The organism is Lacticaseibacillus salsurivasis, assembly GCF_036246225.1.
GTDB lineage: Bacteria > Bacillota > Bacilli > Lactobacillales > Lactobacillaceae > Lacticaseibacillus > Lacticaseibacillus salsurivasis.
The window spans coordinates 1-20,445 of record NZ_BTTP01000001.1 but is presented as its reverse complement, the minus strand read 5'-3'; the positions used below and the strand labels follow the sequence as shown (position 1 = coordinate 20,445).

Genomic DNA, 20,445 nt, shown 5'->3' with positions numbered 1-20,445 from the left:
GTTCAAAGAGCTTGTTTGAGCTCAAAGCTTAGTGCTTAGTCGTTCTTTTTAGCAAGTTCAAGGCGCTTAGCAGTCCAGTCCTTAACAGCCTTGTCGTATGCCTTTGTCGTGATTGCCTTCTTGGAAATCTTCATCCCTTCAAAACGAGGAGAAGGTGTACCGGACCAAGTTGCTGGCCGGGTGAATGGAATCACTTTGGTTACAGAAGGAGTGCCGCCCAGAGAGTTAACAGGAATTTGAACACCGAGGCTCAACAGGTAAGCTTCAGCCTTAGCAAATGCCTTGTAACGTGCGTTCGTGTCAGTGGTGATTGCTTCAGCAGCATCAACCAGCTTTTCGTACTGATCCAAGCCAGTTTCCTTGGCAATCGCGTCGTATTCGGTCTTTTGAGCACCGGTTGCGCCGATCACGAAGCCAAGGGTTTGTGCCATCGCACCAGAGGTTGGCTTGAAGATGTCAAGGTATGAGGAAGGATCTTGATAGTCAGGGCTCCAACCAGAAGCGTTACTGATATCGAAGTCAGACTGGGCGCCAGTTTGCGCTTGGTAAGTACCAGCCAAGTACTTGTCTTCAGCCAGCTGCTGGATGTCGATTTCAACGTTATCCTTGCCCAGAGTCTTTTCGACTGAGGCCTTGAAGGACTTCGCCTGGTTCAACAGCAGCGCTGCCTTGGATTCTTCTGGCAGATCCAACTTGATTGGGAAAGCCACGCCTTCCTTTTGCAGTTCAGCCTTCGCCTTAGCAAAGAGTTCCTTCGCCTTAGCGGTGTTGTAGGTACCATCTTGCGCATCAGCAACGTTGTACTTGCTGAAGGTGCTTGAGTCGAGATCCTTCAAATCGGATTCAACATAGGTCCCGTAATCCTTACCATCAGCTTGCACGAAGCTTGGTGGCGTGATTTCGTTACGCAGAGACTTCGTAGCACCGGCAGAACCAGTGGACTGAGCGTTGTAGTTAGCCTTATCAAAGGCGAACTGAATGGCCAAACGGAAGTCTTTGTTCAAGATTGCCTTCTTGGTGTCAGCCTTTTGCTTGTCCGTGGTCTTGGAAGTTGCATTGTAAGACTTACGGTTCAAGTTAAAGGTGAAGTTATAAACGGAAGCATCTTGCTGTGACCAAACGATGTTGTTCTTGTTCTTCTTTTCAACATCCTTGTAGCCTGGCAGGTTAGGGTAAACGCGAGCCGTGGTGTAGTCACCCTTGGCGAATGTCTTGTAGAGTTCGTCTGGGTTGGACCCATCATTGTAGGTTTCCTTAACGTCAGTCACATGAACGTTCTTCTTGTCCCAATACTGGTCATTAGCCTTGTATTCGATAACGGACTTAGAAGTGAAGTTCGACAGGATATAAGGACCGGTGTACAAGATGGCGTCGGCCTTAGGTTGGCCATACTTCTTGCCTTCTTGCTTCAGGAACTTAGCGTTAACTGGTTCCAAAACGCCATATTGGAGCTTGGAGTTCCAGTAAGGTTCAGCTTGATTCAAAGTGTATTGAATCTTGTTGTCGCCGATGGCCTTGATGCCAACGGTTGAGAAGTCCTTGGTCTTACCATTAACGTAATCATCCAAGCCCTTGATGGAGTCTTGAACAATGTACAAAGCTTCAGACTTGCCATCAACGGCGTGCTTCAAGCCGGTGATAAAGTCTTGGGCCTTAACGGTAGCGTAGGTGTTACCTTCGCTGTCAACCCACTTCACACCCTTGCGCAGCGTGTAAGTGTAGGTCTTGCCATCGTTAGAAACCTTCCAAGACTTAGCCAAGCCAGGAACGATTTGGCCGTATTTGTCAGTCTTGAGCAACGGATCTTCAAAGTTGGCCAAGTGATCATTGTTCGTGGCACGACCAGTGATCGAGTAGTCAAAGTTATCTGGATCTGTTGCATAAACATAATTATAAGTGCTGGTAGCAGCGTCGCTAGAGCCGGTTGACTTGCTGCCGCAAGCTGCAAGCAGAGTAGCCAGCGTCAGTGCAACAACCACTGCACCGCGTTTCTTGTTCATCTTCATACACATAAGCCTCCAACCTATGATAGTTTCCCAATTCCGCCTCTAACGGTATTAGAATAATGAAGATTATAAATTGATTAGAGAGGCATGTCAAGCATGTGTTGCGTTTTTTGTGAACAAATGCGAAATTTTCTTGAACACTTTCCCGAAAGTGCAAGCTGTGTAAATCCAAAAACGCCTGTTCGCCTGCTTGAAAACGCGGTTTCATCAGTTTTCTGATGAGAAAATGCTGAGCCTGTTTTCACAATGAGAAAATTCTAAGTCCACCGGCGGCTTCTTAGAATTAGAAAAAGCGTGCGAGTACCCAGCACTCGTACGCTTCCCTATCATAGCTGATTAACCACGCTTAGCGAGTTCCGCCTTAGCCGCGGCATCCCCTTGTGCCGCTAGCGCCTGCAGCTGGTTATAGCCGAGCCGGCTGTAGTCCGTTTTTGCTGGCGTTGGTACTTGAGTCACCATCTGCTGGGCCTGAGCATCGCGCTTGGCAATTTCCGCTTGCGCCGCTGGATCATCTGGCAGCGCCTTAAGCTGGTTGTAGCTCATCCTCGCATAAGCCTTAGTGCCAACCGGCCGCCACTGGTCAATTTTGGCGGCGTTGGCATCACGCTTAGCCAATTCGACCTTGGCGCCTTCATCATTAGCCGCAGCCAAGGCCTGCAGCTGACTGTAGCTCATGGTGACATATTCTTTGGTGGCGTGCGGCAGCCACTCCTCGATTTTGGCACTTTGCGCATCACGCTTGGCGATCTCCTTGGTGGCTAACGAGTCGCCGGCAGCCGCAAGGGCTTGAAGCTTGGCATACCCCAAGATCTGATAATCGGCCGCCGCATAGGTCTTGGCGACTGGCGCTGGCGTATTCGCCCGGCGGGTCAATTCACGCTTGGCATATTGATTACCTGCTCCAGCCAAGGCGGTTAAATGGGCCGTGCTCATGGCCGAATAACTGATCGCCACGGTATCCCCGTATGCTTCCGCTGCAGCCCCGTTAGCGTTGCGCTTCGCCAGTTCGGCGCGAGCAGCCGGATCGGTGGCTGCCAAGGCGGTCAGCTGGCTGTAACCCATCGCCGCATAGGCCGGCGTCTTAGCTGGTAGCAAAGCCGTGAGCTCAGCGGTATTGGCATCCCGCGCGGCCTTTTCAGTGATGGCGGCTTTAACGCCCTGGGCGGCCGCCGCGCTCAACTGGGTGTAGCCCATGTTCTGGTAATCCGGCGCTTGCGGCGCAAAGTAGACGTCAAATTGTGCCGCATTTGTATCCCGGTTACCTTTTTCAGTGATGGCGGCTTCTATCCCTTGCACTGCGGCAGCGCTGAGCTGGCTGTAACCCATGTTCTTGTAATCTGGGGCTTGTGGCGCAAAGTAAACGTCGAATTGCGCCGCATTTGCGTCCCGTTTACCTTTTTCGGTGATGGCAGCTTCAATCCCTTGGGCTGCCGCCGCGCTCAACTGGGTGTAGCCCATGTTCTTATAATCCGGTGCTTGCGGGGCAAAATACGCCGCAAACGGAACGGCATTCCCATCCCGCTTTGCCTTCTCCGTGATTGCATCAGCAATGCCTTTTGCCGCAGCGGCCTTGAGCTGGTTGTAACCCATGTTGCGATAATCAGCCGCCGGTGTTGCGCTGACTGTCGCTACGACCGTTTTGACTTCGGTGTGCTTGGTCGCCTTTGCGGCTTTCGTTGCTGCTTTAGCTGCAGCTTTGGCTGGTGCTTTCACACTAACTTTGGCTTGCTGGCTTTGGTTGCTTTGCTGCTTACCTGCGGCTTGGCCAACCAGGGCCTGAGTACTAAATAAGGCTGCGGCGGCAATCCCCACCGCAAGCCAGGCCTTACGCTTACCACGAGAACTAGTTGTGCTTGTCATATCCTTTCCTCCCCCCGGAAAATGGACCCCCAACGACACATATTCGGCCTTAATCATTTTTTGCTGGCCGAATATTCGCCTAATTATATGATAGAAATAAATCACTTGTCACGAAATAAATTAGCCAATTATGATATATTTGCCATTTTTATAGAAGAAGTCAGCGCAAAAAAACCTCATCGACCGAAGTCGATGAGGTTCACTTGGATGTTGCATCTAATGCCGCAAACAGGAGTCGAACCTGCACATGGATAACCATACAGCGACCTGAACACTGCGCGTCTGCCAATTCCGCCATTGCGGCAACAACAGGTAATAGTATAGCAAGAAGCACCGCTAATGCCAAGCCTTTTTTACATTCAGCCGACTCGCTAATTGGATTGAGCAGTGCTCGGCACAGGTAGTGCGGTATAATGCGGTTGAGGTGATAAGTGTGAAAACAATCGATCAGGCGCTGCCCGCCCAGGTGATTAGACCGCGGCCAGCAAACAGCCACAAAGGCACCTTCGGCCGCGTGCTCATCATCGGCGGTAACCCCCAGTATGGCGGCGCTGCTATCATGGCCGCCAGTGCTGCAGTGTACGCCGGCGCCGGTTTAGTCAGCGTGGCGACAGCGGCGGTTAATCGCTCCGCCTTGCATGCCCGGCTGCCAGAGGCCATGATGCTACCGTACGACGACGCCGGTTTGCCCGCTTTGATTCAAAGCGTCGATGTCATCGTGCTCGGTCCGGGCTTGGGCACCGATGCCACCGCCCAAAAGGTCCTGGCCACCACGCTCGCGGCGGTGACCCCTGAACAGTCCTTGATCATCGATGGCTCGGCCATTACCCTCATTGCCCAGCAACACTTGACAGTCGCCTTACCCAAGGCCGTGTGGACCCCGCATCAAATGGAATGGGAGCGCCTCTCCGGCCTAGCCGTTGCGCAGCAAACCCCGGCCAGTAACACGGCTGCCGCCAGTCAGCTCGCTGGGACGGTCATCGTCAAATCACATCGCACCGAAATCTTCACCGCGACTGACAGCTTTCTGAACCCGCTGGGCACCCCAGCGATGGCCACTGGGGGCATGGGCGACACCTTGACCGGCATTCTGGCCGCCTTCATCGCCCAGTTTGGGCATCACACCAGCACGATTTGCGCCGCGGTCTACACCCACAGCGCCATTGCTGAACAGCTCGCACAGGACCATTACGTTGTGGTGCCTTCGCAGCTGATTGCGGCGTTGCCCACCTACATGGCCCAACAGGCAAAAAAATAATCGGTTGCTCGCGGCAACCGATTTTTCTATGCTCGTTTCAATGCCGCCAGCTCTTCCGCCGTCAGCGGTCGGTACTGCCCTACCGCCAAATCCGCAGGCAACTGCAACGGACCCATTTGCACACGCTTAAGCGCCACCACCTCGTTGCCCACTGCATGCAACATCCGCTTCACCTGGTGAAATTTTCCCTCATGAATGGTGAGCAAGATCTGCAGCGGCTGATTGGCCACCGCGGTCACCGTCGCTGGTGCACTGGTGAACTCGGCAAAAGTCAGGCCATTTTCCAGCTGTGTCTTCATCGCTGGCGTCAAAGGCGTCGCCATGGTGACGAGGTACTGTTTGGGCACATGGCGACTCGGCGCTAGCAAGGCATGCCCCAGGGCGCCATCATTGGTCAACAAGAGTAGCCCGGTGGTGTCCTTGTCTAGCCGGCCCACTGGAAACAAGCCCGGTCGCAAATCCGCCGGTGCCATTAAATCCAGTACAGTGCGCGCCGTGTCATCCTGGGTCGCCGTGATCACGCCGGCGGGCTTGTTGAGCAGGTAATACACCTCAAAGGCACCACTGACAGCCTGGCCATCGACGGCCACCTGGGCAGCGGCGGCGACGTCAAAGCCAGGATCTCGAACCACGACCTGGTCGACGGTCACCCGCTTGGCTTTGATCATTTTTTTCACTTCAGCCCGACTACCAAATTGCAAATGCGCTAAGAACCGATCTAACCGCATCGGCCTACCTCATCCGCAGCATGGCGCGCAGGCGTGCCACCCGCTGGCCTAAAATCATGTCCGCCAGCCGCGTTTTCAACACGGCATAGCCATACACCAGCACCCCGATCGGCACTGCCACCAGCAAAGCGATAACGGCGCCCAAAGCGCGATCTGGGGAAATCACCAAACCGACGAGTTGGACGCAGCCGAAGACGACCACCGCCATCAGTACGGAAAACGCGGCGATACCCAGCAGGCGCCTACCGGTTTGACGAATGCGGAAGCGGTAGCGGTCATGCAGTGAATACAACATCAACACGCTGGACACCAGCATCCCCGCCGCTGTCGCTAACAGTGGGCCCCAAATGTTGAAGAAGAAAATCAGTGGCCATTGCAGAATGACCTTGACCACCATGCCGGCCAACATTTCATAAATGGCAATGCGGTTGAAGAACAGGCCTTGCAAGGCTGCCGCCAAAATCGTGAATAGTCCCATGGCCACCGCGACGAAAGCGGACAGCACCAAAATCGCGATGCCGAGATGATCGTAGCCATAAAAAACCACGTACAGCGGCTTAGCCACTGCCGCCATCCCAAAGGCACAAGGCACCATGACGATGAAGAAAAGCTGCAAAATGTTAGTCAGCTGTTCAGCAATCGCCTTGTCATCACCGCGAGTTTTAGCGCCAGACAGGAGCGGCAACACCGTCGAAGACATCGCCACTGCCAGTGAAATGACAATCATGATCAGTTTGTTGGCATTGCCGGCAAACAGGGTAAAGAAGCTGTTGAGTTGTGTCATCGAGGCTACCCAATGGCTTTGCATCATCGGGTAGAAACTATACTGGTCGAACAGATAGTAGAGGTTGACGCCTGAGCCGATAATGATAAACGGCACCGCCTGCTCCACAATTTCGCGCAAAATATGCGGAGTTGAAATCTGCACCTGGTCGAGACTTTGATCAGCCAAATCACGGAACTTGTGGCGCCGGGAGACGAACACCAACACCAAAAGCCCCAAGCCAAACACCGCCCCTACGAAGGCGGCAAAGGTCGACTGCGAGGCAGCATCCACATAATTGTGATTACCTGCGACCATGATGGCATACGTCATCATCAGCATATAGATAATGCGGGCCAGCTGTTCCACCAGCTGACTTAAGGCACTCGGCGCCATGTCGTTATAGCCCTGGAAAAAGCCGCGCATGATACTCATCACTGGAATGATCAGCAGTGGCCACGCCAGCGACCGGTACACCTGGGTCAACGCCGCATCATTTAACGCTAGCCACGGCGCTAGCAGCCACATCAAGGCGAAAGAGACCAGCCCCATGATGCCCATCATGATGGCGCCTTGTCGAAACAGCCGGAACCCAGTGCGGTACTCGTTCATCGCGTTGTAATGCGCCACCTGCTTGGAAATCGCCCCTGGCACCCCAGCCGTGGCAATCGTGAGGAAAATACTGTAGATATTGTAGCCTTTGGTAAACAGATTATTGGCCGCCAAAAAAGCCGCACCCAGCCAGATGCGCCAAGGAATGATGTAAATCGCGCCTAACACCCGTGATAAAATACTGCCCGCCGTCATCCAGGCGGAGCCACGCAGCATTTGTTCACGTGCGGTCGGTTGCGCTTTCGGCTCTTTTGCCATCTTCAATACCCCGATTTCAGTCCATGTTAATCACCATTTTAGTTGAAGCGCGCCTCGCTTTCAATCAGGCACCGCAGTCTTTGCCATTCCCTAACATTCAAAGCCCCCTGGCGTTGCGGTCACAGCCCGACCAAAAAAACGCCGGCAAACTGCCGGCGTTGATGCGTACTTATTTGACCACGATGTTCACAATCTTACGTGGAATGATGATTTGCTTAACGATAGTCTTGCCAGCCACAAACTTCTGGACGTTATCAATGGCCAAGGCGTCTGCCTTGATCTTCGCTTCATCGGCGTCCACCGACTCCATCACATGGCCCCGAAGCTTGCCGTTAACTTGCACCATCAGTTGATATTCTTCAGTGACCAAGGCCTTCGGATCATAAGTTGGCCATGGTGCGTAAGTCAGGCTGTGGTCGTGGCCCAGAATTTGCCAGATTTCTTCCATCAAATGCGGCGCGATTGGTGCCAGCAGCTTCACGAAACCTTCGACATATTCATAAGGCAGGTCGTCCACTTTATTGGCTTCATTGATGAAGACCATCATCTGGGAAATGGCGGTGTTAAAGTGCAAGTCGTCGAAATCTTCGGTGACCTTCTTGACCGTTTCGTTGTACACCTTGTCCAACTTGCCGTCGTTAATGGTGGTGATGTGGTCACGCATCTTACCATTGTCATCGACAAAGGTGCGGTACACCCGATCCAGGAACTTGCGAGCACCGGCGAGGCCAGTGGTGCTCCAAGCGATACCAGCATCCAACGGCCCCATGAACATTTCGTACAACCGCAAGGTATCAGCGCCATATTCTTCAACCACATCATCAGGGTTGACCACGTTGCCTTTGGACTTGCTCATTTTTTCGTGGTTATCGCCCAAAATCATGCCTTGGTTGAACAAACGCTGGAACGGTTCCTTGTTCGGAATGGCGCCAATATCATACAAGAAAAGATTCCAGAACCGGGCATACAGCAGATGCAACACCGCATGTTCAGCGCCGCCAATGTACAGATCAACCGGCAGCCATTCCTTCAACTTGTCGTAATCAGCCAAGGCTTCCTTGTTGTGCGGATCGACAAAGCGCAGGTAGTACCAAGACGACCCGGCCCATTGCGGCATGGTGTTGGTTTCGCGCTTCCCCTTGCGGCCGTTTTCGTCGACCACATTCACCCAATCATCCAGGTTGGCCAGCGGTGATTCACCGGTGCCACTTGGCTTGATGTCGGCTTCTTCAGGCAGCACTAGAGGCAGTTCGGATTCTGGCACCAAGGTCGTTTCGCCATCTTCCCAGTGAATGACAGGAATCGGTTCACCCCAGTAACGCTGGCGAGAGAAGACCCAGTCGCGCAACTTGAAATTGACCTTCTTGGTGCCGATTTGCTTATCTTCCAGCCAGGCAATCATGGCATCAATAGCATCTTGCTTGTTTTTACCATCCAAGAAGCCGGAGTTGATGTGTACGCCGTCACCGGTGTAAGCTTCCTCGGCGACATCCCCGCCTTCAATCACCGGCCGAATCGGCAGGTTGAATTGCTTGGCAAAGGCATAGTCGCGGTCATCATGAGCTGGCACCGCCATAATAGCGCCGGTGCCATAGGTGGCCAGCACATAGTCGGAAATCCAGATTGGCAGAGCTTCGCCATTTACTGGGTTGACGGCATAAGCGCCGGTCCAGACCCCGGTTTTGTCCTTGCTCAAATCAGTGCGTTCGAGGTCAGACTTGTGCGCCACTTCGGCGCGATAAGCGGCCACGGCGGCCTTTTGCTCAGGACTGGTAATCTGGTCCACCAAATCATGCTCTGGGGCCATCACCACGTAAGTTGCGCCAAACAAGGTGTCCGGGCGCGTGGTGAAGACATCAAAATGCGCATCGGCATCCTTCACGTCAAACGTGATTTGAGCGCCCACCGAGCGGCCAATCCAGTTGCGCTGCATCTGCTTGATGTTTTCAGGCCAATCGAGGTCGTCCAAATCTTCCAGCAAACGATCAGCATAAGCCGTAATCTTCAGCATCCACTGGCGCATTGGCTTACGAATGACAGGGAAGCCGCCACGTTCGGTTTTACCGTCGATGACTTCTTCATTCGCAACCACGGTGCCGAGATCCGGACTCCAGTTGACTGGCACTTCGGCTTCGTAGGCGAGGCCGTGCTTGTATAATTGTTCGAAAATCCACTGTGTCCATTTGTAGTAGTTGGGATCCGTGGTGGCAATTTCGCGATTCCAGTCATACGAAAAGCCCAAACTGTTGATCTGACGCTTGAAGGTTTCAATATTCTTGTGGGTAAAGGCCTTCGGGTTGTGACCCGTGTTCAGCGCGTACTGCTCCGCCGGCAAACCAAACGCGTCCCACCCCATTGGATGCAGCACATTGTAACCCTGCGCGCGCTTCATTCGCGCCACAATATCTGTGGCGGTGTACCCTTCAGGATGCCCCACATGCAGGCCTTGGCCTGACGGATAAGGGAACATGTCCAGCGCATAGTAGTTCTTCTTGTTCGGGTCTGTGGTGGTATTGAACTCGTTATGCTCAGCCCAATGCTTTTGCCACTTTTTTTCGATCTGCTTGTGATCGTACATGAAATTGCCTCCTTGAGATTTCGAACCAACACTCTGAAAAAACAAAAAGCCGCCCTAAACATTGTTAGGACGGCTGGATGCCGCGGTACCACCTAAGTTCTGCTAAACGCAGCGCTTGAACTGGATAACGGTCAGGGCCGGCCAATCTGGCACGCAAAAGGTCAGTTCAGTCGCGCCCGCGTCAGGCTCACAGCACCCGCCTGCTTTCTGGACTCTGGTTGCGACTTACTCGTCCTTCGTTCGTTCGATATTGGCCTAATCATAGCAAACAAAAGCCGGTGAAACAAGAGCAGGCTGCGAAGCTGGGCGCACTTAGCCCGACAGGTAGCCTAGCTTGGGGTCTTATCGCCGCTTTTTGGCGATGAGGCTCCAGGCGTAGCTAGCTGCTCGGGCGTTGCCCAGCTGAGCGCAACTATGACCAGGCTGCGAAGCTGGGCGCACTTAGCCCGACAGGTAGCCTAGCTTGCGGTCTTATCGCCGCTTTTTGGCGATGAGGCCCCAAGCGTAGCTAGCTGCTCGGGCGTTGCCCAGCTGAGCGCAACTCCAAGCTACAGTTCCCCTCCGCTCAACCCCTTACCATTTATTAACCATTGCCGGCCCTTGCCTTATGCTAAAATAAAGCCACTATGCAAAACAAAGAAGGTGAGCCTGTGAAGCGTCCGCATTATCCCTTAATCATCGCCGCCTGCGCTTTGGTCGGCTTAATCCCCATCATGATTGGGGTCGCTACTGATGCTGCTTGGATTCACACGATTGATCAAAGCGTCATCAGCATCATCACGGCCCACCGTCCGGACTGGCTGACCACCATCGTCTTGTTCATCACCAGCCTGGGCAATCCGCCAGTGGTCGTCTTTTTCGGTCTGGTACTGGTTGGCATTTTGTTTTACTTCCGGCGCCGGCGCTACGCGTGGTTCGCGGCGGTGAGTGTGGTGCTACTGAGTTTCGTCAACACCTCAGTAAAGCATCTGTTCTTGCGGCAGCGCCCGTTCGTTCAAAACCCCAACATTCATCCCCTAACCCTCGCCGGCGGTTACAGCTTTCCTAGCGGCCATGCCAGCGGCGCGATGTTGCTGTATGGCACGGTGATTCTGCTCACCTTGACGTTGATCACGCTGCCTTGGCTCCGCCACCTTTTGGTGAGCTACAGTGCCGTCATGATTGGCCTCATCGGCTTGTCGCGCATTTACGTGCAGGTCCATTTCCCCACTGATGTCCTAGCCGGCTGGCTGGAAGCCTTGGTCGGTTTGATGCTGGTGTGGTGGCTGATGTACCCGTGGCTGACTGAAGTGGGCCCGACCGGCTGGGTCAATGATCAACCATAACCAAAAAACCCGCCTTGCGAAACCTTCGCAGGCGGGTTTTTTGACGCTGATATTTAGCGGGTTAGCGGATAAACCGCACCGATCAAGCCGGCATTGTTCTGCAGCCCAGCGGCTTCAATCCGGTACGGGAAGCTCTTCTGCGCCCCATTGAGGCCTTTGTGGCGAGCAACATATTCCTTGAAGCGCGCCGCTAGGTCAGCCATGAAGGTCGCATTGGCACTAATACCGCCGCCAATCAGAATCCGTTCAGGATCAAGCGTCCCAATCAAATTCATCAACATCACCGTGACATCGGCGAGGAAGCGATCATACACCGGTGCGGCCACTTCATCATGTTCGTGGGCCAAGGCAATGATTTGTGCCGCATCTTTTTCTTCCGGGGCGTCATGATCAAGGGCTTGGAGCGACAAGTTGTACCGCCGCACCAGCCCCGTGACCACCGATGCCGCGTAATTCAGCGAAACCGACTCCAAATCGTCGGTCAAGTCTAGGTCATGGGTGATGCTCCAGCCGATCTCACCCGCCATGCCGTGGGCGCCACGGTACACATCCCCGTTCAGCACTAGACCGCCGCCAATGCCGGTGCCCAGCACCAAGCAAATGTAGTCGTCAATCCCTTGCGCGTTGCCCAGCCAGCGCTCGGCAATCGCCGCCGCGTTAGCGTCGTTTTCGACTTTCACTGGCACCTGCAAGGCATCCTTAAGCTTCTGCGCCAGCGGGAACTGGTAAAACCCAGGAATGGCCCCGCCAGTGATCATGTAGCCGTCTTTGGTCACAATACCTGGGGCATCGATACCCACGCCGGCAATCGTGGTTTGCTTTTGGTAATCCTTGACCACTGCCACCATTTTGGTCACATTGGTCGCCGCATCTTTCGCCGTGGCAAAATGCCCATGCGCCAAAATCTGGCCACTTTCATCGAGCAGCCCATATTTGATGCTGGTGCCCCCAATGTCAAAGCCCACAAACTGTTTCATTCGCTTTTGCCTCCGTTACAGCTGATCGCCGTTTGATTGGATGACCTGCCGATACCAAGCAAAGGAATCCTTCTTGTAGCGCTTCAAGGTCCCTTCACCGGCATCGTTTTTATCCACATAAATCATGCCATAACGTTTGTCCATTTGGCCAGTGCCGGCAGAAACCAGATCAATAAAGCCCCATGGTGTGTAGCCAATCAGATCCACCCCATCGTACTCAACTGCCAGCTTCATCTGCTCGATGTGGGCTTTGAGGTAAGCAATGCGATAGTCATCATGCACCTGGTGGTCCGCAGTGAGCTGATCTACCGCGCCGAAGCCATTTTCGACAATGAACAGGGGCAGGTCATACCGGTCATTGAACCAGTTCATGGCGTAACGCAGGCCAACGGGGTCGATTTGCCAGCCCCATTCTGAACGCTGAACGGTAGGGTTTTCCACCTGGTCAGCGGCTTCTTCATAGGCAAAATCGGCTGGTTCATCGGCTTTGGCTTTGACGGCAAAGGACATGTAATAGGAAAAGCCAATGTAATCCACCGTGCCAGCCTTCAGCACATCCAAGTCGGCCAGCGTGATATCCAAGTCAAACTTGCGGGCCTGATACGACCGCAGCCAGCGCGGATAACGGCCATTAGCCTGCACATCGGCGAACCAGTAGCGGCTTTGCATGGCGCGTTCGGCTTTAAGGACATCGCGCGGATCAGGACTAGCCGGATAAATCGGCACCATCGCAATCATCGCCCCGATTTGGAAGGCGGGATTGATTTCATGTCCAATTTGTACCGCCAGTGCCGAAGCCACACATTCATAATGCGCAGCTTGGTACATCACGGCTTCAGCATCCTCGCCGGGCTTGATTTGCAACCCAGAGTTGGTGAATAGCGCAAAGGTGCCGCGGTAGTCGGCTTGGTTATTGATTTCGTTGAAGGTCATCCAGTACTTGACCTTGTCCTTGTAGCGTTTGAACACGGTCGTGGCAAACTGCACGAAGAAGTCAATCACCTTGCGATTACGCCAGCCCCCGTACTCGGTCACCAGGTGGTAAGGCATTTCAAAGTGGGACAAGGTGATGACCGGCTGAATACCGTTTTTTAGCAGTTCGTCGAATAAATCATCATAGAACTGCAATCCGGCTTCATTCGGTTGATCCTCGTCACCATTGGGATAAATCCTGGTCCAGGCAATCGAGGTGCGGAAGCACTTCAGCCCCAGTTCCTTGAATAGCTGAATGTCTTCTTTGTAGTGGTGGTAAAAATCAATCGCATCGTGATTCGGGTAGTTCTCCCCCGGCTGCACGCCATCGGTGATGCGACGCTGGACGCCATTGGCCCCCACCGTCATCACATCGGCGACAGAAACCCCTTTACCGCCTGCTTGCCAACCGCCTTCCAGTTGGTGCGCCGCCACTGCGCCGCCCCACAGAAAGTCCTTGCGTAATTTTGCCATGATTGTTGTTCCTTTCTACCAAAAGCGCCCAGGTTCAGCGTACTGAACCCAGGCGTCATCAAAATCATTTTCGTTGCAACGCTTAGGCGTTAGCCTTTTCTGCTTGCTCCTTAGCAAGCGTTTCTTGTTCCTGCTTGAACAAGGTGTTGTCGTAGCTGCGGATGAATGGGAAGTAAACCGCGAACGACATCGCAAGCATCAAAGCCTGCCACAAAGCGGTCTTCCAGCCGCCGACCAAGAAGCCGGAGAAGATGGCTGGTGTGGTCCATGGGACGTAAACCCCATTAAACAGCGGAATGAGCCCGAATTTAATCGCCAAGTAAGTCAGCGACATGGACAATGCTGGGACCAACATGAATGGAATCAAGGTCAATGGGTTCATCACCAACGGAATCCCGAACAGGAATGGTTCGTTGATGTTGAAAATCGCTGGTGCGACTTCAACCGCACCCAAAGCCTTCAACTGAGCAGACTTAGCAAAGAACAGAATGTAGAAGACCAAGCCAATGGTAATCCCGGCCCCGGTGACAGTACCGAATTGATCCAGCAAAGCCTGGGTGAAAATGTGACCGCCGTTAGCAACGGTCAAAGCCTTACCAGCCTTGAACAAAGCGGCGTTGTCGGTGGAGTTGGACATCAAAACCCCAGTCATGATCCCGGAAACAATCGCGGAACCGTGAACCCCGAAGAACCACAGGAAGGAAATCGCCATACTCATGAGGATAACGCCACCCAGAGAGTCGGTCAAACCTTGCAGTGGCACTTGCAGGACGGAGTAGATCCAGCCCAGCATGCCTTCATGCAGGAAGTGATCAAAGAACATGTAAACCAAGGTCCAGCCGGTGATCAAAGCAGCGGCAGGGATCAAAGCGACGAAAGAGTTGGCAACGTTGGCAGGCACTTGGTCTGGCAACTTGATGGTGATGTTGTTCTTAACGAACCAGCTGTAAATCCAGCCCGTGATCAAGCCGATGATGATCGCGGCAATCATCCCTTTACCACCTAAGAAACCAGTGTCGATCCAGCCGGTAATGCCGCGGCTGTTAGCGACCAAGGTCTTGCCAGTAGCAGAAACGATTGGGTTAGAAGGTTGCAGAACAACCAAGAAAGACAGCAGGCCAGTGATCCCTGAAGCCAGTGGATCCACTTTTTCGGCCTTAGCCCATTCATAAGCAATCCCTGTGACCGCGATGATTGACATGACATTAAATGAGAAGTTATAAGCCTGGTTGAAGTATGGCACCAAGCCGGTACTGTTCATCCAAGCCGCCCATGATGGCACAGGCAAGGACGCTAAAATCAGAAAGACAGAACCAACGATGATGAAGGGAATGGTGTAAATCATCCCATTTTTCAGCGCGGTGATTGGCCGGCTGCTAGTGAACTTCATCACTTTTGGCAAGACTTTATTGTTCACGTAGTCCATAATGTTTCCCCCAGTTGCGCCAAATTGGCGTCGAATTTTATCATTGCTAAAACATGATCCGACGAATGGTCGGGTGAAGCATGAATAATAGTTTGATTTCGGCCGAAATCAGATGATCAGTGGTACCTGACCACAACAACTAGTGTAACCGGTTTCGTATGAAACCGGTACCTTATTGTCCAATTCAGAAACCGGTTTCACACAAAAACACCCGTTACAGAAATGTAACGGGTGACAAATCGGCGCTAAGCCTTGGTATGATTGATTTCGTCCAGCCGGTGTCCGATTAATTCAATCAGGTAGACCACTGGCACTTGCGTCGTTAAATTCAAATCAGCGTGTTTAATTTCTGGCATAAAATAGCTGATACTTAAATCTGCCATTTTCGCCAAGGTGGAATTACCTGAGTTGGTGACCGCAATCACCTTGACGGCTTCTGGCTTCACCTTGTTGACCAGATCCAGCACCTCATGGGTTTCGCCAGACACCGACAGCACCACCAGCACGGTGTCTTTCGGCAACGGACTGCTGTTGGGAAACGGCTGGAACGGATCAAACACCGGCAGTGACATCTTGCCGGCATTCGACCAGAACCGCGCCCCGTACTGCGCCAGCGAATTGCCACCGCCCAGGCCAAAGAACATCACCAGCGGCGCTTTGACAATCAGGTCCATGGCGGAATCAATCAACTTGTTGAAGTCGGTTGAATTCACCTTGGAAAAGAAATCAGCCAACGGCACCGAGGCATCATAACTGGTGGCTTGCGCCTCCTGCTCTTTGTTTTTGCGGTCTTGCTTCAGCGCAAACCGCAATTCCGAATAACCATCAAAGCCCATTTTCTCCGCAAAGCGCAACACGGAAGCCGTGCTGACATGGGCATGAGTGGCTAACTCGCGAATCGGCATGGTTTCCACCGCTTCGGCGTGCTTGATCACATAGTTGTAAATCGAGGTTTCAATATCATTCAGGGTTTGAAGCTTGTCATAAGAAAACACAGTTGTGCCCCCTATCCAGCGTAATCTTCTCTTCTATCATGAAGACTTTGGCCGGAAAACACAAGCGCTTGCGCGGTTATTTTGACTGCCGGTCGAGGGCATTGATGATGAGCCCTGCCACCACAATCAACACCGAGAAGAAATAAATGTTATGCAGACCGGAATAGAGGATTTCATGCAGCACCGGCAGTAATTTTTTCGGCAAATTCACCGCTGTTTGCGGATTGATGAGCTGATTAAGCATGGATGACTTAATGTTGGCATGGGCGGCCACGCCTTGCGCCATTCGTAGATTCAGGACGACGCCGTACAACGACACCATCAGCGTTTGACCCAGCGTCCGGGACAAGGTGTTAAAGCTGCTGGCCACCCCAATTTCGCTTGGGTCGACCACGGCCTGCGCGCGCACCGTGGTGGTGGTAATCACAATCCCGAAGCCAAAGCCCAGCACCGCCGCAATGCCCAGGAAGGCCACATACGGCGTACTCTCAGGGACCAGCGCTAACGCCAAGGTGCCGACCAAAATCGTGGTCATGGCAATGGTCAAAATCCGCCGTACCGATAGGCTCGTCAGCATGCGCCCAGCCACAAAGGAGCCAATCACCCACATTAAGGAACTCGGCGTGATGGCAAAGCCCCCGTAGGAAGCGCCCATGCCTAAGATGCCTTGCACCCACATCGGCATGTAGGTTTCATAGCCAATCACCACGCCGGAAATCAACGCTGCAATCGCATTGGCCACAACAAAGGGCCGGTTGGCGAATAACTTGAGATCGATGATAGGATCAGCCGCCTTGCGTTCCTGGCGCGTGAACAACCACAGCGCCACTGCCGCCAGCACCAGCAACCCAGCAAAGCCCAACAGGCCGTGACTGCCGGCCAGCGCCTGAAAGCCCAGCATCAAGAACAGCAAGGTCAACACCAACCACACCGTGCCCAGGTAATCGACTGGCGCACTGACGGCTTCGTGTTGGTCATGGTAGAACACCATAATCAGGGCCATTGTGATGAGGCCAATTGGCACATTGATGAAGAAAATCCAGTGCCACGACAGCTGATCGACAATGAAACCGCCCAATAGCGGGGCCACCACCGAGGCAATGCCCCAGGCCGAGCCATTGAAGCCCAGCACCTTGGCCCGTTTTTCATAAGGATAGATATCGGCAATGATGGTGAACGTCACTGGCATGATGGCCCCAGCGCCGATGCCTTGAAAGGCCCGCGCCAAAATCAAAATCGGCATGCTTTGGGACAAGCCAGATGCCGTCGAGCCTAAAATAAAAATCAGCAGACCCAACATGAGCACCGGCTTGCGGCCAATTTTATCCGCGAATTTCCCATAAATCGGCGTCGCCATCGCATTGGTGAGCAGGTAAATCGAGACAATCCAGTTCATCAGCGCGACGCCGTGCAAATCGCCAACGATGGTAGGCATGGCGGTCGCCACAATTGTCCCTTCAATCGCCGTCATGAACGTGGCGATAAAAATCGCAATCGTGGTAATCATCACGTTGGTTGGTTTAGCTTTCGTCATGTAACAGTTCTCGCTCCTTTGCGTGAAAAAGCGACCGCCCAGCAAAGCTGGAACGGCCGCCTCTTTTCTCGTTTAATCTAAGTACTTGGCTAATTCAGCAACTTTGTCCAAGTGCTCCCAAGGAAGATCAACATCTGTACGTCCAAAATGACCATACGCCGCGGTTTGTTCGTAAATCGGCCGCTGTAGGTCGAGCATTTTAATGATGCCTGCCGGCCGCAAGTCAAACAACTTGCGAATGGCGGTCGTAATCGTTTGTTCAGAAACTTTATTGGTACCAAAGCAGTTCACTGAGACGGACACCGGCTGGGCGACGCCAATCGCGTATGCCAGCTGCACTTCCATCTTATCCGCTAAGCCAGCGGCCACCACGTTTTTAGCGATGTAACGCGCCGCATAAGAAGCGGAGCGATCAACCTTGGTGGCATCCTTACCGGAAAAGGCGCCGCCGCCATGCCGGGCAAAGCCGCCATACGTATCGACAATGATTTTACGCCCAGTCAAACCAGAGTCGGCTTGCGGGCCGCCTAACACGAATCGGCCAGTCGGGTTCACGTAGATTTTGGTGTTCGCGTCCAGCAAGTGCGCCGGAATCACCGCGCGAATGACCTGCTGTTCGACATCGGCCCGAATTTGCGCCAACGTCGCATCCGGATCATGCTGGGTTGAAATCACGACGGTATCGACCCGCACCGGCTTTTCTTGATCATCGTATTCAACGGTCACTTGCGCCTTTGCGTCCGGCCGCAGGTAACTGATGGTGCCGTCCTTGCGCAATTTGGCAATCCGCTGCATCAGCTGATGCGCCAGCGCAATCGGTAGCGGCATGTACAGCGGCGTTTCGTTGATGGCATAACCGAACATCATGCCTTGATCGCCGGCACCGATTTTGTCCAGCGGATCGGTTTCGCCTTCCCGCGCTTCATAGGAGTCATCGACCCCTTGCGCAATATCAGGCGACTGTTCGTCCAACGCGGTCATCACGCCCACGCTATCGGGATCAAAGCCTGACGCTTTGTCGTAGCCGATGCGGCGAATGGTATCGCGGACGACCTTTTGGATATCAACGTAAGCGGTGGTTGAGATTTCCCCCACCACCAGCACCAAGCCGGTGGTGACAGTCGTTTCACACGCGACCCGGGCATTTTTGTCCTGGGCCAACATTGCATCCAAGATGGCATCGCTGATTTGGTCGGCGATTTTATCTGGATGGCCTTCAGAGACGGACTCCGAAGTAAATAAATGACGTTCTTGCATTATTTTTCCCCCTAAATTTGTTTCGGTTACAAGGCACCTCTGACTATCCGGTCAGATCCCATCGGGAATTCGTTGCAACTGATTTATTCTATCACATCCACCGGTCAAAATCGAAATTACTTTGCCAGCCGGCAGTGACTCCGCTATGATAGAAAGCGTACTGAAAGGAATTATGTGATGACAATCAAATCGTTATTTGCCGCGGTGACAGCGGTCGTTCAAATTGCCCTGCTGCCACTGCTTCTGAACCCCGGCCTGGTCTTTTCAGGGTCACTAATCGCTTTGTTGGCCTTAATCCTCGTGATGGCTGGTCTCGCTAACTTCGCCAAGCCGTTGTGGTGGACCATCGCCGCCTTGATTTTGGCCGTCATCAGCAGTAGTGCGAACTGGACGCTATTGCCCCTGGCCCTGGCTCAAATCGGCCTCGGCCTCCTGCTGGCCACGCAAAAAATGTCCCCTTTGCTCAAAGCGAGCGGCTGGCAACTAGAAGTGTTGTTCTTGCAGCTGCTGCTCAGCGCCAGCATCACCCATGGTTTAACCACCACGGCGCTCATCATCAACTGTCTGTTTGCCGCTTTGATGCTCCTGCTCATTTGGGCTGAACGCCTGCCTTTTGCTGCAACCTTGATTCTCTTAGTGGCGATTCTCGGCATCGGCTTTTGGCAGCAACAGTTCACCTTGCTCTTTGCGCTGATTGCTTTGGCCTGCAGCGGGATTTTGACGGTCCGGCACTGGGCCAAACAGCCTGGCATGATTGCCTGGACGCAAATCGTTTTAAGCGCACTCCTTTACCTGGTTCGCCTTCATGGCTAAACGCAAAAGGCACGCTTCGCAAAAATGCGAAGTGTGCCTTTTTTCGGCCGGTTCCAACGAGACTCGAACTCGTGATCTCCTGCGTGACAGGCAGGCGTCCTAACCAACTAGACCATGGAACCAAAAGAAAGGTAAAAAAATGGAGGATACAGGGCTCGAACCTGTGACCCTCTGCTTGTAAGGCAGACGCTCTCCCAACTGAGCTAATCCTCCATATGCAATGACCCGTACGGGATTTGAACCCATGTTACCGCCGTGAAAGGGCGGTGTCTTAACCACTTGACCAACGGGCCATACAATCAACGGAGAGTAAGGGATTCGAACCCTTGATACGGGCAAACCCGTATACATGGTTTCCAACCATGCTCCTTCGGCCTCTCGGACAACTCTCCATAAAAAACTCCGGATGTCAGGCTCGAACTGACGACAACCTGATTAACAGTCAGGTGCTCTACCAACTGAGCTAATCCGGAATAAAAACAAAGCGCGGCAGCTTCCTACCCTCGCAGGCAGTCACCCACCAACTACTCTCGGCGTAGAGAAGCTTAACTTCTGTGTTCGGCATGGGAACAGGTGTATCCTTCTCGCTATCGCCACCGCACTTCATAT

14 protein-coding genes, 6 tRNA genes, 1 rRNA gene and 1 riboswitch are annotated in these 20,445 nt (G+C 53.3%); of the genes, 3 read left to right on the top strand and 18 right to left on the bottom strand.

The window, feature by feature from the left end; all coding sequences use genetic code 11:
• Positions 1-35: 35 nt before the first annotated feature.
• The 3 genes from AAA927_RS00105 to AAA927_RS00095 form a co-directional block, all read right to left on the bottom strand.
• Positions 36-2,000 (bottom strand): peptide ABC transporter substrate-binding protein, encoded by a 1,965-nt coding sequence (locus AAA927_RS00105; protein WP_338215309.1) that lies wholly within the window; start codon positions 1,998-2,000, stop codon positions 36-38.
• Positions 2,001-2,342: 342 nt separating this feature from the next.
• The gene (locus AAA927_RS00100) at positions 2,343-3,866 is read right to left on the bottom strand and encodes a hypothetical protein (RefSeq protein WP_338214564.1); all 1,524 of its coding nucleotides are present in this window, start codon (positions 3,864-3,866) and stop codon (positions 2,343-2,345) included.
• A 220-nt stretch (positions 3,867-4,086) separates the two neighbouring features.
• A tRNA-Leu gene (locus tag AAA927_RS00095) sits at positions 4,087-4,170 on the bottom strand.
• A 129-nt stretch (positions 4,171-4,299) separates the two neighbouring features.
• Between AAA927_RS00095 and AAA927_RS00090 the strand changes: the two genes are divergently transcribed.
• The gene (locus AAA927_RS00090) at positions 4,300-5,124 is read left to right on the top strand and encodes an NAD(P)H-hydrate dehydratase (protein WP_338214563.1); all 825 of its coding nucleotides are present in this window, start codon (positions 4,300-4,302) and stop codon (positions 5,122-5,124) included.
• Positions 5,125-5,150: 26 nt separating this feature from the next.
• Here the strand turns inward: AAA927_RS00090 and AAA927_RS00085 are convergent, their stop codons facing one another.
• From AAA927_RS00085 to leuS, 3 genes are all read right to left on the bottom strand, one after another.
• Positions 5,151-5,852, bottom strand: coding sequence for a pseudouridine synthase (locus AAA927_RS00085; RefSeq protein WP_338214561.1), 702 nt, complete (start codon positions 5,850-5,852; stop codon positions 5,151-5,153).
• A 4-nt stretch (positions 5,853-5,856) separates the two neighbouring features.
• Positions 5,857-7,485: a putative polysaccharide biosynthesis protein gene (locus AAA927_RS00080; RefSeq protein WP_338214560.1), complete on the bottom strand. Its 1,629-nt coding sequence runs from the start codon at positions 7,483-7,485 to the stop codon at positions 5,857-5,859.
• A 169-nt stretch (positions 7,486-7,654) separates the two neighbouring features.
• Positions 7,655-10,063: a leucine--tRNA ligase gene (gene leuS, locus AAA927_RS00075; protein WP_338214559.1), complete on the bottom strand. Its 2,409-nt coding sequence runs from the start codon at positions 10,061-10,063 to the stop codon at positions 7,655-7,657.
• Positions 10,064-10,713: 650 nt separating this feature from the next.
• On the opposite strand from leuS, the gene AAA927_RS00070 reads away from it, so the two are divergent.
• Entirely contained in the window at positions 10,714-11,388 is a 675-nt protein-coding gene (locus tag AAA927_RS00070) for a phosphatase PAP2 family protein (RefSeq protein WP_338214557.1), read from the top strand.
• A 53-nt stretch (positions 11,389-11,441) separates the two neighbouring features.
• Here the strand turns inward: AAA927_RS00070 and AAA927_RS00065 are convergent, their stop codons facing one another.
• From AAA927_RS00065 to metK, 6 genes are all read right to left on the bottom strand, one after another.
• A complete protein-coding gene (locus tag AAA927_RS00065; protein ID WP_338214555.1) occupies positions 11,442-12,365 on the bottom strand; it encodes an ROK family protein in 924 nt (307 codons plus the stop codon).
• A gap of 15 nt (positions 12,366-12,380) precedes the next feature.
• Positions 12,381-13,811, bottom strand: a complete 1,431-nt coding sequence (locus AAA927_RS00060) for a 6-phospho-beta-glucosidase (RefSeq protein ID WP_338214554.1) — start codon at positions 13,809-13,811, stop codon at positions 12,381-12,383.
• 82 nt (positions 13,812-13,893) lie between these two features.
• The gene (locus tag AAA927_RS00055) at positions 13,894-15,240 is read right to left on the bottom strand and encodes a PTS sugar transporter subunit IIC (protein WP_338215306.1); all 1,347 of its coding nucleotides are present in this window, start codon (positions 15,238-15,240) and stop codon (positions 13,894-13,896) included.
• A 242-nt stretch (positions 15,241-15,482) separates the two neighbouring features.
• The gene (locus tag AAA927_RS00050) at positions 15,483-16,232 is read right to left on the bottom strand and encodes a MurR/RpiR family transcriptional regulator (protein ID WP_125581319.1); all 750 of its coding nucleotides are present in this window, start codon (positions 16,230-16,232) and stop codon (positions 15,483-15,485) included.
• Between the two features lie 76 nt (positions 16,233-16,308).
• Positions 16,309-17,766 (bottom strand): MDR family MFS transporter, encoded by a 1,458-nt coding sequence (locus tag AAA927_RS00045; protein ID WP_338214553.1) that lies wholly within the window; start codon positions 17,764-17,766, stop codon positions 16,309-16,311.
• Between the two features lie 72 nt (positions 17,767-17,838).
• Positions 17,839-19,023 carry a methionine adenosyltransferase gene (metK, locus tag AAA927_RS00040; protein WP_338214552.1) on the bottom strand — a complete coding sequence of 395 codons (1,185 nt, stop codon included), beginning with the start codon at positions 19,021-19,023 and terminating at the stop codon, positions 17,839-17,841.
• Positions 19,021-19,106: riboswitch (SMK box riboswitch) on the bottom strand. (Overlaps the previous gene by 3 nt.)
• Before the next feature lie 94 nt (positions 19,107-19,200).
• Here metK and AAA927_RS00035 point away from each other — a divergent pair.
• Positions 19,201-19,836 (top strand): hypothetical protein, encoded by a 636-nt coding sequence (locus AAA927_RS00035; RefSeq protein WP_338214551.1) that lies wholly within the window; start codon positions 19,201-19,203, stop codon positions 19,834-19,836.
• Positions 19,837-19,884: 48 nt separating this feature from the next.
• Here the strand turns inward: AAA927_RS00035 and AAA927_RS00030 are convergent.
• From AAA927_RS00030 to rrf, 6 genes are all read right to left on the bottom strand, one after another.
• Positions 19,885-19,958, bottom strand: a tRNA-Asp gene (locus AAA927_RS00030).
• Between the two features lie 18 nt (positions 19,959-19,976).
• Positions 19,977-20,049 (bottom strand) — tRNA-Val (locus AAA927_RS00025).
• Between the two features lie 8 nt (positions 20,050-20,057).
• Positions 20,058-20,129: transfer RNA gene (locus tag AAA927_RS00020), tRNA-Glu, on the bottom strand.
• A gap of 10 nt (positions 20,130-20,139) precedes the next feature.
• A tRNA-Ser gene (locus tag AAA927_RS00015) sits at positions 20,140-20,228 on the bottom strand.
• An 8-nt stretch (positions 20,229-20,236) separates the two neighbouring features.
• Positions 20,237-20,309 (bottom strand) — tRNA-Asn (locus AAA927_RS00010).
• Between the two features lie 11 nt (positions 20,310-20,320).
• A 5S ribosomal RNA gene (gene rrf / locus AAA927_RS00005) occupies positions 20,321-20,437 on the bottom strand.
• Positions 20,438-20,445: the final 8 nt, after the last annotated feature.